General features: G+C 39.7%; 15 protein-coding genes. 9 read left to right on the forward strand and 6 right to left on the reverse strand.

Annotated elements, in window-relative coordinates; translation table 11 throughout:
- The first annotated feature begins 12 nt into the window (after positions 1 to 12).
- From AB3G38_RS22465 to AB3G38_RS22475, 3 genes are all read left to right on the forward strand, one after another.
- On the forward strand, positions 13 to 261 hold the full coding sequence (locus AB3G38_RS22465; protein WP_367865936.1) for a helix-turn-helix domain-containing protein: 249 nt from the start codon (positions 13 to 15) through the stop codon (positions 259 to 261).
- Between the two features lie 132 nt (positions 262 to 393).
- Complete coding sequence (locus AB3G38_RS22470; protein ID WP_367865937.1) at positions 394 to 1,764, forward strand: dipeptidase; 1,371 nt, start codon at positions 394 to 396, stop codon at positions 1,762 to 1,764.
- 60 nt (positions 1,765 to 1,824) lie between these two features.
- A complete protein-coding gene (locus tag AB3G38_RS22475; protein ID WP_367865938.1) occupies positions 1,825 to 2,754 on the forward strand; it encodes a glycoside hydrolase family 25 protein in 930 nt (309 codons plus the stop codon).
- A gap of 92 nt (positions 2,755 to 2,846) precedes the next feature.
- Here AB3G38_RS22475 and AB3G38_RS22480 read toward each other — a convergent pair whose 3' ends face one another.
- Positions 2,847 to 3,155: a GNAT family N-acetyltransferase gene (locus AB3G38_RS22480; RefSeq protein WP_367865939.1), complete on the reverse strand. Its 309-nt coding sequence runs from the start codon at positions 3,153 to 3,155 to the stop codon at positions 2,847 to 2,849.
- A gap of 202 nt (positions 3,156 to 3,357) precedes the next feature.
- Between AB3G38_RS22480 and AB3G38_RS22485 the strand changes: the two genes are divergently transcribed.
- The 4 genes from AB3G38_RS22485 to AB3G38_RS22500 all read left to right on the forward strand — a co-directional run bounded on the left by AB3G38_RS22485 (position 3,358) and on the right by AB3G38_RS22500 (position 7,342).
- Positions 3,358 to 5,370, forward strand: coding sequence for a thioredoxin domain-containing protein (locus AB3G38_RS22485; protein ID WP_367865940.1), 2,013 nt, complete (start codon positions 3,358 to 3,360; stop codon positions 5,368 to 5,370).
- 11 nt (positions 5,371 to 5,381) lie between these two features.
- Positions 5,382 to 5,882 carry a peptidylprolyl isomerase gene (locus AB3G38_RS22490; protein ID WP_367865941.1) on the forward strand — a complete coding sequence of 167 codons (501 nt, stop codon included), beginning with the start codon at positions 5,382 to 5,384 and terminating at the stop codon, positions 5,880 to 5,882.
- Positions 5,883 to 6,005: 123 nt separating this feature from the next.
- On the forward strand, positions 6,006 to 6,494 hold the full coding sequence (locus AB3G38_RS22495) for a helix-turn-helix domain-containing protein (protein ID WP_367865942.1): 489 nt from the start codon (positions 6,006 to 6,008) through the stop codon (positions 6,492 to 6,494).
- Complete coding sequence (locus tag AB3G38_RS22500; protein WP_367864487.1) at positions 6,494 to 7,342, forward strand: IS3 family transposase; 849 nt, start codon at positions 6,494 to 6,496, stop codon at positions 7,340 to 7,342. The genes AB3G38_RS22495 and AB3G38_RS22500 overlap by 1 nt, the downstream gene beginning before the upstream one ends.
- Positions 7,343 to 7,388: 46 nt before the next feature.
- On the opposite strand, the gene AB3G38_RS22505 is transcribed toward AB3G38_RS22500, so the two are convergent.
- Genes AB3G38_RS22505 through AB3G38_RS22520 form a run of 4 tightly spaced genes read right to left on the reverse strand, consistent with a single transcriptional unit; the run spans position 7,389 to position 10,136 of the window.
- The gene (locus tag AB3G38_RS22505) at positions 7,389 to 7,823 is read right to left on the reverse strand and encodes a Fur family transcriptional regulator (RefSeq protein ID WP_367865943.1); all 435 of its coding nucleotides are present in this window, start codon (positions 7,821 to 7,823) and stop codon (positions 7,389 to 7,391) included.
- A 5-nt stretch (positions 7,824 to 7,828) separates the two neighbouring features.
- A complete protein-coding gene (locus AB3G38_RS22510) occupies positions 7,829 to 8,278 on the reverse strand; it encodes a hypothetical protein (RefSeq protein WP_367865944.1) in 450 nt (149 codons plus the stop codon).
- A gap of 2 nt (positions 8,279 to 8,280) precedes the next feature.
- Entirely contained in the window at positions 8,281 to 9,510 is a 1,230-nt protein-coding gene (locus AB3G38_RS22515) for an ABC transporter permease (RefSeq protein ID WP_367865945.1), read from the reverse strand.
- The gene (locus tag AB3G38_RS22520) at positions 9,507 to 10,136 is read right to left on the reverse strand and encodes an ABC transporter ATP-binding protein (protein ID WP_367865946.1); all 630 of its coding nucleotides are present in this window, start codon (positions 10,134 to 10,136) and stop codon (positions 9,507 to 9,509) included. Before AB3G38_RS22520 ends, AB3G38_RS22515 begins: the two co-directional genes overlap by 4 nt.
- 208 nt (positions 10,137 to 10,344) lie before the next feature.
- Here AB3G38_RS22520 and AB3G38_RS22525 point away from each other — a divergent pair, with 208 nt between their 5' ends.
- Together AB3G38_RS22525 and AB3G38_RS22530 are read left to right on the forward strand one after the other, a co-directional pair.
- The gene (locus AB3G38_RS22525) at positions 10,345 to 11,550 is read left to right on the forward strand and encodes a GTP-binding protein (RefSeq protein WP_367865947.1); all 1,206 of its coding nucleotides are present in this window, start codon (positions 10,345 to 10,347) and stop codon (positions 11,548 to 11,550) included.
- 221 nt (positions 11,551 to 11,771) lie between these two features.
- A complete protein-coding gene (locus AB3G38_RS22530) occupies positions 11,772 to 13,241 on the forward strand; it encodes an alpha/beta hydrolase-fold protein (RefSeq protein WP_367865948.1) in 1,470 nt (489 codons plus the stop codon).
- 56 nt (positions 13,242 to 13,297) lie between these two features.
- Here AB3G38_RS22530 and AB3G38_RS22535 read toward each other — a convergent pair whose 3' ends face one another.
- Positions 13,298 to 13,486: a hypothetical protein gene (locus tag AB3G38_RS22535; RefSeq protein WP_367865949.1), complete on the reverse strand. Its 189-nt coding sequence runs from the start codon at positions 13,484 to 13,486 to the stop codon at positions 13,298 to 13,300.
- Between the last annotated feature and the right edge of the window lie 36 nt (positions 13,487 to 13,522).

The raw sequence follows: 13,522 nt of genomic DNA on the forward strand, positions 1-13,522 counted from the left end.
ATTCGTACTTAAATGGCTAAAGCAACTTTTAAGAAAAGGCGAAATCAGGAGGCAATCTTAATCGTTGGCAACAATGTCAGGAAATTGCGTAAAATCAAAGGCTGGACCATTTCTGAGTTCGCCTTCAGGTGCGAGCTGGATCCCCACCAGATCAGCAGGATAGAGCTTGGGTTAACTGATGCGAATATCACGATGCTGACCCTGATTGCCGAAAAATTAGAAGTCGATATCCGTCTTTTTTTTGAAAAGGATGAGCAGTAGCATTCGGGAAAGAAAGGATCTTTTTACAGCTATTCTGGGAATTTTTTTCTAGTTTTAACCGCTTAAATTACCGGGTCTTGACTGACATCAAAAACAAGGCTGCGGGTTTTAAATTATAAACAATCATTTGTTATGCAAGAGATCAAAAAATATGTAGAAGACAACAAGCAGCGCTTTTTAGAAGAGTTGTTTGAATTATTACGTTTTCCTTCAGTAAGTGCAGACCCGAAATATAAAGGTGATGTGTTGAATACCGCTGCTTTTGTTGCGGAAAAGCTGAAAGAAGCGGGTGCAGATCAAGTGGAGATTTGTGAGACTGCCGGATATCCTATTATATATGGAGAGAAAATTATTGATGCAGCATTACCTACTGTTTTAATTTATGGTCATTATGATGTGCAGCCAGCGGATCCATTGGAATTATGGCATACGCCTCCTTTTGAGCCTACTGTTCGTGATGGTAAAATATATGCGCGTGGTGCTTGTGATGATAAAGGACAGTTTTACATGCATGTAAAGGCTTTCGAATTGATGATGAAAACCAACACACTTGCCTGTAATGTGAAATTTATGATCGAAGGAGAAGAGGAAGTCGGTTCCAGTAACCTTGGAGTCTTCGTCAAAGCAAATACGGAACGTTTGAAAGCTGATGTAGTTCTGATTTCTGATACTTCAATGATCAGCATGGAGAATCCTTCTATTGAAACCGGCTTACGTGGCTTAGCTTATATGGAAGTAGAAGTGACCGGCCCGAACAGAGATCTTCACTCGGGTGTTTATGGCGGTGCAGTTGCCAATCCTATCACTATTTTATGCAAAATGATTGCTTCGTTACATGATGAGAACAATCATATTACTATTCCTGCTTTCTATGATAAAGTAATAGATTTAACAGCAGATGAAAAAGCTGCTTTAAATTCGGCTCCTTTTGATTTGAATGACTATAAAAAAGATCTTGATATCAATGCGGAATGGGGGGAGAAAGGATATTCTACTTTAGAACGTACGGGAACAAGACCAACTTTAGAGGTCAATGGTATCTGGGGTGGTTATATCGGTGAGGGTGCTAAAACAGTGTTGCCTTCCAAAGCAAATGCTAAAATTTCCATGCGCCTGGTACCTCACCAGAGTTCGGATGAAATTTCTGCTATTTTTCAGCAGCATTTTGAAAGTATCGCTCCTGATTTTGTAAAGGTAAAAGTGACTGCACATCATGGTGGTGAGCCGGTCGTTACCCCTACTGATAGCATTGCTTACCGTGCTGCTGAAAAAGCGATCCTGACAAGTTTTGGTAAAAAACCAATTCCAACCAGGGGTGGTGGCAGTATTCCTATCGTTGCTTTGTTTGAAGATGTGCTGGGAATTAAATCTGTATTGTTAGGCTTTGGTCTTGATAGTGATGCTTTACACTCACCCAATGAAAAGTATGATATATTCAATTACTATAAAGGAATTGAAACTTTGCCTTTATTTCACAAGTATTTTGCGGAACTAAGCAAATAATTTTAGATAATTCTATCCAAAAAGGGTGGCCAAATGGCTGCCCTTTTGTATTTTTACCCCGTGCCTCCACCTCTAAAGAAAACACCTGCCAACCAGGGAAAGCTTATTTTTGATCAGCCGCTTGTACCTAAGGCGACTCCAAAAATGGCCTCAAAAGCAGCTCCCAAACGGAGAAAGCCTGCTGTAAAGAAGAAAAAAGGACTTTCATTGCAATGGAAGTTTGTGATTGCAGGATTACTGCTTATTTTATTTTCCCCCTTATATTATGGGTATGTACTAAAGCTTTTTACTTCGACAACCCGGTGGATACTGGATATAGGAGAAGATCCGAATTACCGGACTTATAAGAGTTTTGATATTCAAATCCCTAAACGTTATAGCATTCATGGAATTGATGTTTCTTCTTACCAGGGGAAAATTGACTGGATTAAGGTAAAGGCAATGAAGGATGACGATGTCAGTATCAAATTTGCATTTATCAAAGCTACGGAAGGGATTTCCAGTGTGGATCCTTATTTTCAGCGCAATTGGCGTGAAGCACCAAAAGCAGGTATCATTTGTGGTGCTTATCATTATTTTATTCCTAAAAAATCGGGTTTATGGCAGGCCAGGTTTTTCCTGCAAACGGTTAAGTATGAGTCTGGAGATTTACCTCCGGTCATTGATATTGAAACTTTAAGTGGTGTTTCTCCAGAAAAGATGCGTGCAGAACTGAAGGATTTTATTACACATGTAGAAAGAAAAACGGGCGTAAAACCTATCATTTATTCCGGGCTGGTATTTTACAAAGATTATCTGAAAGGGCATTTTGATGGCTATCCTTTATGGATTGCGCATTATTATAAAGCAGAGCTGAAAGCTGGCGCGAATACCAAATGGTCTTTTTGGCAGCACTCCGATAAAGCCAGAATTACGGGGATCAATCATGTAGTAGATTTTAATGCATTTAGAGGAGATAGCTTATCTTTTCAGCAATTGCTGATCAAATAGGTAATACATTCAGGGATTAATATTTATTTTTATTAATCGCCAGTCTACCGGAAATAAGAAGCCCCCTTAAGAGGCTTCTTATGAATGATCAATTAAAAAGGATCGATACTTTCCTCTAATATCCGGTTCCAATAGGTATGGCGTTTAAGGTAGGCCACAACCAGCGGGCATAGCGGAATCAGTTTATAATCGTTTTCTTCTATATAGGCCAGTGTCTTTTCGATCACTGCGGTTGCTGCCCCTTTCCCTTTCAGTTCTTCTGGTGCTTCGGTATGAATGAGCCAGATCTTTTTACTTCGCTCTTTATAATCTATAAATGCGGTGTAATCACCTACTTTAAGTTCGAAACGGTTCTGATCCTGATTCTTAACCAGGGGCAGATTTATATATTCTTCATTCATTTCTTTCCTGTACTTAATTCAATATACCAAATTTGCCCGCGTTGAAATCTTCGATTGCCTGATGAATTTCTTCTGCTGTATTCATTTTAATAACAACATGCGTTGATTTTCGTTATACAAATATACCTTGAACCGCGTCCGCATCAGTTGATGCAGGATAAGAAGTGACGTGCCCGTACAGAATTGTTTTTATCTTTGTCATATGAACCTGGAACCAAATAGTTTAATCCGCGCCTCTTCGCCTTACCTTTTGCAACATGCTTATAATCCTGTAAACTGGTATGAATGGGGGGAAGAAGCATTAGCCAAAGCAAAGCAGGAAAATAAACTGATTCTGGTCAGTATTGGTTATTCAGCCTGCCACTGGTGCCATGTGATGGAAAGGGAGAGCTTTGAGTTACACGAAGTAGCAGAGGTGATGAACAAACATTTTGTTTGCATTAAAGTAGACCGGGAAGAAAGACCTGATATTGATCAGATTTATATGCTGGCTATCCAGTTGATGACTGGCAGCGGGGGCTGGCCACTGAATTGTATCTGTTTACCAGATCAGCGGCCAATTTACGGAGGTACTTATTTTAAGAAAGAAGACTGGATCAATATTTTGTTAAATGTTGCCGATTTATGGCAAACTGAACCGGGCAAAGCAGAGCAGTATGCTGTTCAGCTAACTGAAGGTATCCGCAACTCAGAGAAAGTTATTCCTAATATCAGAACTACGCCTTATACAGAAAAAGACTTACAGGATATTACTACACCCTGGAAACGTAATTTCGATATGATGGAAGGTGGATATAACAGGGCACCTAAATTCCCTTTACCTAATAACTGGCAGTTTTTATTGCGTTACAGTCACTTAATGAAGGAGAATGCAACGCATGTGTCTACGCTGCTGACCCTGGAAAAGATGGCTTTTGGCGGGATTTATGATCAGATTGGTGGAGGCTTCGCGAGGTATTCGGTAGATGGCAACTGGCATGTACCTCACTTTGAAAAGATGTTGTATGATAATGCACAGCTGATCAGTTTATATGCGGAAGCTTATCAGTTTTCCGGTATCCGGTTATTTAAAGAAGTGGCTATAGAATCCATTGCCTGGATTGAGCGGGAAATGACTTCTCCTGAAGGATTATTTTATGCTGCGCTGGATGCCGACAGTGAAGGGGTTGAAGGTAAATTCTATGTATGGGATTTATTGGAATTCGAAAAAATACTGGGTGCTGATGCTGCATTAATGGCCGGTTATTTCAATGTGACAGCTCAGGGGAATTGGGAAGAGGAAGAAATCAATATCCTGCTGAGAAAATATACACCAGAAGAATACGCAGAATTAAAAGGGATTCCAATTGCTGATTTCACCACGAAGTTAAATCTTGCTAAAGAGAAATTACTGGCAGTACGGAGCAAAAGAATGCATCCTGGTTTAGATGATAAGTGTTTGACTGCATGGAATGCCATGATGATCAAAGCATTGGCAGAAAGCAGCCAGATTTTTGACCGGCAAGAGTTTTACCTGGCCGCAAAAAAAGCAGCAGATTTTATTCTGGCTAATTTAACGGCTGAAAATGGCGGACTATACCGGAATTACAAACATAATAAGGCCTCGATTACGGGTTTTCTTGATGATTATGCCTTCCTTATCTCAGCATTGATTGCTTTATATGAAGCTGATTTTGAAGATAACTGGTTACTGGAAGCAAAGAAACTGACAGATTGGGTGCTGAGCAACTTCCGTGATCTGGATAGCCCGATGTTATTTTATACACCTGCAAATGGGGAGTCGCTGATTGCACGTAAGCATGAGATTATGGACAATGTGATTCCTGCTGCGAACTCTGTTATGGCGCAGAATTTAAAACATCTGGGCTTATTATTTGATGAGGTCCGGTATACGGAAAAAGCAGATGCTATGCTGGCTGCGGTGCATCCTCAAATTAAAACCTATGGCTCTGCTTATTCGAACTGGGCGATCCAGATGATGAATGAAGTGTTTGGAATTAATGAAATTGCATTAACTGGAGATTCCATTACTGAGGTGAGGAAATCGCTGAATGAGAGGTACATTCCAAACAAAATTATATTAGGAGGAACAAATTCTGTACTTCCTTTGTTAAAAGATAAGCAAAGCATTGAAACAAAAATCTATATTTGCCGAAATAAATCATGTCAGCTGCCTGTAACAACAGTTGAAGAAGCATTAAAATTAATTAACTAAATAAGATTCCAATGAGTATTAAACCCAATACAGTAGTTTCATTAACGTACGAACTGCATACGACTAATGAAGAGGGACAACAAGTTTTCGTAGAAAAAGCTGATGAGCAAAATGCATTGGTATTCTTATACGGTGCAGGTATGATGTTGCCTAAATTTGAAGAGCATTTAACTGGATTAAATGTTGGTGATGAGTATAATTTTGAGCTGAGTGCAGCTGATGGTTACGGAGATTTAGATCCGGGAGCTTTCGCTGACTTACCAAAAGATATGTTCAAAGAAGTTGACCTGCCAAACGTAGGTGATGTAATTCCTTTACAGGATAACGAAGGAAATCACTTCAGAGCAGGTGTTACTGCTATTCATGATACTACTATTTCAGTAGATCTGAACCACCCTATGGCTGGTAAAAACCTGATTTTTGGTGGTAAAATCCTTTCGGTACGTGAAGCAACTGAAGAAGAATTAAGTCACGGTCATGCACACGGTGCTGATGGACACGCAGGACACTAATCCTGATAAATTATAATAAAAAAGGTGCAGAGGTTTGCAATGCCCCCAAAAAGTTAGACACTTTCTGGGGGCATTATTATGAAAAAGAAAAACAGACACAGTTTTGAATTCAAGTTATACTGTGTGAAGCAGATATCGGAACATTATCGTTCTGCAAAATCTCTGGGTGAGGAATACGGGATTACTTATTCTCTTTTCGAAGATTGGTTTAGGATATACGAGCATCTGGGAGCTCCTGGATTACTTCCCAGAAAGGGGAAAAGAGTTTTTAGTCCATCCTTTAAGCTAGCAGTCCTGAAGTCAATTCGTGAAGAAAAGTTATCTTTGAGAGCGGCGGTGCTACGTTTTGGGCTTTCAAGTGATGCGGGAATTATCGAATGGCAGAAACGATTTGAGAAGTTTGGATCATCTGGACTAGAACCGCGACCTAAAGGAAGACTACCGATGGCATATAAGGAGAATCCAGCAAACAAGCGAAAACCGAGAAAATCGGATAGGCCACTTACCCGTGAGGAAGAGCTTTTACGGGAAAATGAATATTTACGTGCAGAGAATGCCCTGCTAAAAAAGCTCCAGGCCTTAGTTCAAGCCGAAAACAAGCGCAAGCCATAATGGAACTAAGGCATCAGTTCGACCTGGATACCCTGTTGAATTGTATTAGCATGGCAAGAAGTACATTTTATTATTATTCTAAGAAGGCCAGTTTGCCTGATAAATACGAACAGGTCAAGATCCAGATCAACAAGGTCTATCATGCCCATAAAGGTCGCTTCGGCTATCGGCGCATTACCTTGCAACTGAAACGGGTCGGAATGGCTATTAACCATAAGACTGTATTTAGATTGATGGGAGAAATGAGGTTGAAGAGCCTGATCAGGATAAAAAAATACAGGTCTTATAGGGGCAAGCTAGGGAAAATAGCTCCAAATATCCTTAATAGGAATTTCAAGGCTAACCAACCTATGCAAAAATGGGCCACAGATGTTACAGAATTCAAAGTCAAGGGAAAGAAATTGTACCTCTCTCCAATAATAGACCTGTTCAATCAGGAGATTATCAGCTATGAACTCACTGACAGGCCGGTTTTCAAGGGAGTATTGGACATGCTCAAAAAAGTATTACCACAAGCTAGGAATACTTCTCAGTTAGTCTTGCATTCTGACCAGGGATGGCAATACCAGATGCCAAAGTATCAGCAACTGCTAAAAGCAAATGGGATTATCCAAAGTATGTCCAGAAAAGGTAATTGCTTAGATAATGCTATAATTGAAAACTTTTTCGGAACCTTAAAATCGGAACTCTTCTACTTAAATGAATATGAATCGACAGATCAGCTCAAAAAAGATATAAATGACTATATCTGGTACTACAACAAGGAACGAATAAAATTGAACTTAAACGGAATGAGCCCGATGGAATATCGGGCTCATTATAACAAATCTAATACTAAATTTGTCTAAACTTTTGGGGGCAGTCCAGTTTTAACTTCTGCACCTTTTTTTATGGCTATTTAATTCTTTTTAAATCAAGATTACACTTTTCGCAGGTTCCATAAGCAGTTGTATTTACTGTTTTAGCGGTAAACCCTTTTGGCATCGTGCTATGTGGAACCGCAACATCCAGACAATATATTTTATTGCAGGTGGTACAGTTGAAGTGAATGTGTTCATCGTGGTGATGATCTGCTGAACAGGAAGAAGAACAAATCGCATAATTAGCGGTTCCGTTCATATCCATAATCCGGTGCAGAATTCCTTTATCCTCATAGATGTTTAAGATGCGGTAAAGTGTTACCCTGTCAATTTCTTTGCCGAGCTTTTTCTCCAGCTCGGGTTGTGAAATGGCAACAGTATCTAAAGCTATTTCTTCTAAAACACGAACTCTTTGTTTAGTATGTTTCAGCGCGTGTTCTTTGAGTATGTTAGTAGGATCGATTTTCATGTTCGTTAAATTGACTTTGCATTCACTAGAGCTATTGGTGGATTATCCATTGCATTTCCGGTGCTCAGTTTCAGCGTTCCTTTGATGGTTATAGTTTGATAGGTGAATTTAATCGGTTCAGCAAGCTCAACCATCACCATAATCGGTACGCCGTTTTTTCCGCAGAAATAACATTGATTAATCGGAAGGGTAGAAAGCATAAATTTAGTTTGTTTCATCCCATCTTTAATAGGCACTAAATATCCTTCCAGTTCAAATGGTTTGTTTGCATATTTTTTAATATCGGCATTGTAAATGGCAAACATCTGTGTATCCTTCACAATTTTAAAATCTACTCCTCCAATCACGTCCCAATTGGAAGAACTGATCTGATCATTCGGATTATGCTGAGCTTTCACTGCAAAACCTGAAAATAGTAAAAATATAATAAGCAGTGGTTTCATTCTTATGTTCATATTTAGTTTTTAGACAATATCTTAGAGATATTTGACCGGTAAGCCTGCAAGGCAGGAATCACAGCTGCAAATATACCAATCGCGAGCCCGGCAACAAATAAATAAATTTCATCTTTCAGCAGGATAAAACCACTTAACCTGGCCTGACTGCTTTCCTGATAGTTTCCAATAAGTTGAAGGACTAAATGTCCCAAAACCATTCCAATAATTGTACCAGCTAAAGTAAGCAGTATTCCTTCAAAAATCACAATACAGAATAACTGACTTCTGGAAGCGCCCAATGTCCGCATGATGGCCAGATCGTAACTTCTTTCTTTGAGAGAATTGTACAGATTGACAAATACACTGATAGCAGCGATGAGCATAATCAGGACGGCAAACCATTGTAAGGTATCTACACCAACGCCAATAAGTGAGAATAAGCGGGTGCTTTCCATCGCAGGAGAGGCAGCTTGCAGACTGGTAGATTGATTCACCATTCTTGGAAACATCACTACAGACATTGGTGATCTGTATTGTATCAACAATGCTGTGATTTCCTTTTCATCACTGTGGTCGGTTTGATCAGGTCTGTGCTCCTGATGGTTATGATGTTCTGCAGCTTCTTCTTTTTCATGATCTTCATGCATTTTCCAGACGCTGGAAATATTAGTGAGAATCAGGTTGTCTGTGACGTTGCCCTGAGGGGCTAAAATCCCCACTACCTTATATGCATGCGTTTTGTGAATATCTGTGCTGCCTGTAAGTCCGTGGGCACCGAAAAAGGTGTCTCCAATTTTTAGTTTCTGATTGATGGCAACGGTTGAGCCTATAGTCACCTCGAAATCGGCCCTCCAGAATTTACCTGTACTGGTTTTTAGTTTATAGATACTGACGAAATTACTATCTGTACCCACGATTCTGATACCCTGGTAATTATCGCCCTGTGCTAAAGGAACAGCTTTTTTAACAAAAGGACTGCGCGCTAATTCCTGTGCCTCTTTCAATGGAATGTTTCCGGTAGGGAAGTCAATATAATAAATACTGCTCAGAATCAGTTGCAGCGGGCTCCCTTTGGCACCAACCACCAGGTCTATGTCTTTAGCATTGTTATCTAGTTTTTCCCCGATTTGCGTGGAGGCCAGAAGCAAAATTGTTAATATCCCTGTACCAAAGGCAATGAGCATAATATTTAATGCGGAAGATAATGGTTTAGACCACAGACTTTTCCAGCTGATTTTTAATGGACTCATTTTAATTCGTAAGTATGGGTAAATGCATCTTTAACTCTTTTATCATGGGTGGCTACAATTAGTGTGGCCTGGTTTAATCCGGATTGTTGCTGCAATAATTCAAGCACAGCCTGTGCATTTTTATCGTCCAGGCTCGAAGTAGGCTCATCAGCAATTAGTAGGGCTGGTTTATTAATGACTGCCCTTGCGATAGAAACTCTTTGCAGTTGTCCCTGGCTTAATTCACTGGGATAACTGTTTTTCTTGTCTGCTATACCTAATGAAGTTAAGACCTCGTTTACTCTTTTCAAATCTTCGGGAAGACGGGCAAAACTCTGGGCCATAACGAGATTTTCTGCAATGGTCAGACTTTTAATTAAATGGGGACGCTGAAAGATAATCCCTATATTTCTTCCCCTAAACTGATCAAGTTCACGGGAGGTTAGGGAATAGATTGATGTGCCATCCATATTTACTGCTCCGGCAGCTGGTTTTAATATCCCGGTAAGGATGTGAAGCAGCGTCGTTTTTCCGCTGCCCGATTCTCCTAAAAGTAACCATTGTTCGCCATTATTGATTTCCCAGTCTTTAAATCCAATGCGGTGTGCATTGCCATAACTGTGTGAAACTGATTTGATGGATATCATTTGTATAGGTCTGTTTAATTTTTAACAAAAGTACTATATGCAAGTTTATTGCATATAGTATATATGTAAAGAGTTTGCTACTGCAATTGAATAGGTAAACGTGCTGTTTTCAGGATTGTTATTTCCTGGTAAATATAAATGCAATCATATTGCATTTATATTGTTTATTCTATATTTGCAACTTGATTGCATTATATATACACATAAAATGAAAACTAAATTATTACCTGTAACTGTACTCAGTGGGTTTCTTGGAAGTGGGAAAACTACGTTGTTAAATCATATTCTCCATAATAAACAAAACTTGCGGGTAGCGTTGATTGTCAATGATATGGGCGAAATAAATATTGATGCAAATGCAGTTCACCGGGAAAATATGTTATCCCGGACGGAAGAGAAATTGGTAGAAATGAGTAATGGTTGTATTTGCTGTACACTTCGGGAAGATTTGATTGCTGAAGTAGAGAAGCTTGCGAAGGAAGACCGGTTTGATTACCTGATTATTGAAAGTACCGGGATTTCTGAGCCTGTTCCGGTGGCGCAAACGTTCAGTTATGTAGATCTGGCCATGAATATTGACTTAAGTAAGTTTAGTAAACTGGATACGATGGTGACCGTGGTGGACTGTTTTAATTTTAAGAAAGATTTTGGTACCAATGAATTGCTGGTGGACAGGGGATGGGTGGATGATACGGCAGATCGCCGGACTATAGTCAATTTGTTAACAGATCAGATTGAGTTTGCGAATGTAATTATCCTGAATAAAACAGATCTGGTTTCTGCAGAAGATTTATTGCTGTTGAAAGCTGTGATCCGGAAATTGAATCCTTCAGCTAAATTAATTGATACTTCTTTTAGCAAGGTCGATTTGAAAGAGATACTGCATACTGGCTTGTTTGATTTTGAAGAGGCCTCACAAGGGGCTGGCTGGATTAAAGAGTTAAATGCAGCGCATCTGCCCGAAACTGAAGAGTATGGGATCAGCAGCACAGTATTTCGTTCTTCCAAACCTTTTCATCCGGAACGTTTATGGGATTATCTGACTCAACAATTCCCTCCGAATGTAATCAGAACAAAGGGATTGTTCTGGTTAGCGGCTATGCCAGACCGTGCTTTGAATTTTTCGCAGGCGGGTGGATCACTGCGGGTTGAGAGTGCCGGAACCTGGTGGGCAAGTATGCTGCCTTCTGAAAGATTGAATTACCAGGATTTTACGGAGAACAGAAAAGAAATTGAGAACCGCTGGGATAAGCGTTATGGTGACCGGATGAATGAGCTGGTATTTATTGCGCAGGATCTTCAGAAAGAGCAATTGCACCAGGACTTAAATGCTTGTTTGCTGACTGTGGAAGAAGAGCTCCAGCAGCAGAATAAAGAGGTATTTGCTAATCCTTTTGAAAATGTAATTCAATAACGGGTGATCAGCAGCCTGCTTTTGTAATGAATTGGTTACAGGCCTGTATTATTAATGCAATATAGTTGCAATTGTGTTGCGTTAATAGTATATTTGATCTTCATTATTTAGTTAATAGGTAAGCACTTGTAACGGGATTCATCACCCTGTTACAGTGCTTTTAAATTTTAATATCCGATCATACGCGTATATTAGGGGTTTAATCAATTCTCTAAATCGTTATGATCAAAAAGATATGCTACTTACTATCTTTCTTCCTTGTTTTTGCTTTAAATAGTTTTTCACAGCAATTTAAAGTGGCTTTTTCTCCAGCTTCATTAAACCGTCCTTTTACAGGAAAGGTTTTTCTGTACTTATCAAAGAATAATCCTGAGCCCTTAACTGCATCTATTGGTATTGAGCCATTAAATTGTTTTGCTGTGGAAGTTAAAGGGATTAAACCTGGTGAAAGCGTGGTTATTGACGATCTGGCAACTGCATATCCAGTGCTACCTTCAGAAATGGAGCGTGGAACTTATTATATTCAGGCAGTATGGGATTTAAATCTGGGTGGAAGAGCTATTGAAGCGAGTCCGGGTAATATATTTAGTCACCCGCAAAAAATAGTGATTGGTAAAGATTTAAAGCAGTCTTTTACTTTACTGGCCGATCAGGTGGTTCCTGAACAGGTTTTTCAGGAAACAGAATTGATTAAAGAATTTAAAGCTCCTTCCAAATTATTGAGTGATTTTTACCAGAAAAAGTTTACAATAGATGCAGCCGTTCAGTTGCCTGCTGAATATTATAAAAATCCGTCGGCTAAATTTCCTGTACTGTTTGTCGTGACTGGTTTTGGCGGTGATCATCACTACATGGCTGTAACGGGCAAATTGCCTTCAGTAATTGGTACTACGCCGGTGATCCGGGTATTTCTGGATGGTAATTGTGCTTTGGGGCATTCGGCCTACGCCAATAGTGATAACAATGGCCCCTGGGGAGATGCACTGACCCGGGAATTTATTCCTTTGCTGGAAAAGCAGTATCGCTGTAATGGGGCAAGATTATTAACGGGTCATAGTAGTGGAGGCTGGTCTGTTTTATGGTTACAAACGCATTATCCGAAGCTGTTCGTGGCTACGGCTTCCAGTAGTCCTGATTATGTGGATTTCCGTAAGTTTCTGAATGTCAATTTATATAAAGATAGTAACCTGTTTTATGATGCTAAGGGGCGGCTCAATCCAGGGGGAACGGTGGCTGGCAGATTTCCTTTTTCTTATTTGAAAGAAATGTACCAGGTGGAAAATGTAATTTCAAGGGGGGAGCAGCAGCGGTCTTTTGAAGCAGTATTCAGTAAAAAAGGGAATGATGGATTGCCGGAGTCAATTTGTGATCCTCAAACAGGGCTGATCAATCAGCATACTGTTGAAAATTGGAAAAAATATGATATTTCTTTATACCTGAGAGACAACTGGAAAGATTTAAGTAAAGATCTGAATGGAAAAATACGGATATCAATAGGTGATGAGGATAATTTTATGCTGAATTATCCGGTCAGGTTAATGAATGAGGAAATGAAAGCGGTACAGGCAGATATGCTTTTTAAATATTATCCGGGAGATCATTTTACGGTAAAGACAACAGCATATCTGGCTGATTTGTCTGGCTTCCTTGAAGAAAGATATAAGCAATGGCTGCTTCAGAAAAAGAAATAGTAAAGAAGGCCTGATCAGCGTTTTATTCATTCAGACCTTCTTTTTATTGCTCCGGGTTAGTAATTCTCCAGGAAATCTTCTCCCTTTTGCGTAATTGTTGCGGAGGGGTGCGCACTATCCGGATGAATAAGGATATAACCCAGACGCTCCAGCTCTTCATAAGCATCTTCCATTCCGCCAAGAATAGAAGAGCTTACTTGTTGTTCCACTGTTTCCAGTATTCTTTTGATTTCTTCATTTTCCATACTTGAATTTAACAATTTTTAAGGCAAGGTGTTTGG

Origin of the sequence: Pedobacter sp. WC2423 (assembly GCF_040822065.1) — a bacterium.
In the GTDB taxonomy this organism is placed as follows: Bacteria; Bacteroidota; Bacteroidia; order Sphingobacteriales; family Sphingobacteriaceae; genus Pedobacter.

Excerpts from the sequence above, each read along its gene's own strand:
- AB3G38_RS22465 (WP_367865936.1), top strand. The coding sequence starts at position 13 with ATGGCTAAAGCAACTTTTAAGAAAAGGCGAAATCAGGAGGCAATCTTA.
- AB3G38_RS22470 (WP_367865937.1), top strand. The coding sequence starts at position 394 with ATGCAAGAGATCAAAAAATATGTAGAAGACAACAAGCAGCGCTTTTTA.
- AB3G38_RS22480 (WP_367865939.1), bottom strand. The coding sequence starts at position 3,155 with ATGAATGAAGAATATATAAATCTGCCCCTGGTTAAGAATCAGGATCAG.
- AB3G38_RS22485 (WP_367865940.1), top strand. The coding sequence starts at position 3,358 with ATGAACCTGGAACCAAATAGTTTAATCCGCGCCTCTTCGCCTTACCTT.
- AB3G38_RS22490 (WP_367865941.1), top strand. The coding sequence starts at position 5,382 with ATGAGTATTAAACCCAATACAGTAGTTTCATTAACGTACGAACTGCAT.
- AB3G38_RS22500 (WP_367864487.1), top strand. The coding sequence starts at position 6,494 with ATGGAACTAAGGCATCAGTTCGACCTGGATACCCTGTTGAATTGTATT.
- AB3G38_RS22505 (WP_367865943.1), bottom strand. The coding sequence starts at position 7,823 with ATGAAAATCGATCCTACTAACATACTCAAAGAACACGCGCTGAAACAT.
- AB3G38_RS22510 (WP_367865944.1), bottom strand. The coding sequence starts at position 8,278 with ATGAACATAAGAATGAAACCACTGCTTATTATATTTTTACTATTTTCA.
- AB3G38_RS22515 (WP_367865945.1), bottom strand. The coding sequence starts at position 9,510 with ATGAGTCCATTAAAAATCAGCTGGAAAAGTCTGTGGTCTAAACCATTA.
- AB3G38_RS22520 (WP_367865946.1), bottom strand. The coding sequence starts at position 10,136 with ATGATATCCATCAAATCAGTTTCACACAGTTATGGCAATGCACACCGC.
- AB3G38_RS22525 (WP_367865947.1), top strand. The coding sequence starts at position 10,345 with ATGAAAACTAAATTATTACCTGTAACTGTACTCAGTGGGTTTCTTGGA.
- AB3G38_RS22530 (WP_367865948.1), top strand. The coding sequence starts at position 11,772 with ATGATCAAAAAGATATGCTACTTACTATCTTTCTTCCTTGTTTTTGCT.
- AB3G38_RS22535 (WP_367865949.1), bottom strand. The coding sequence starts at position 13,486 with ATGGAAAATGAAGAAATCAAAAGAATACTGGAAACAGTGGAACAACAA.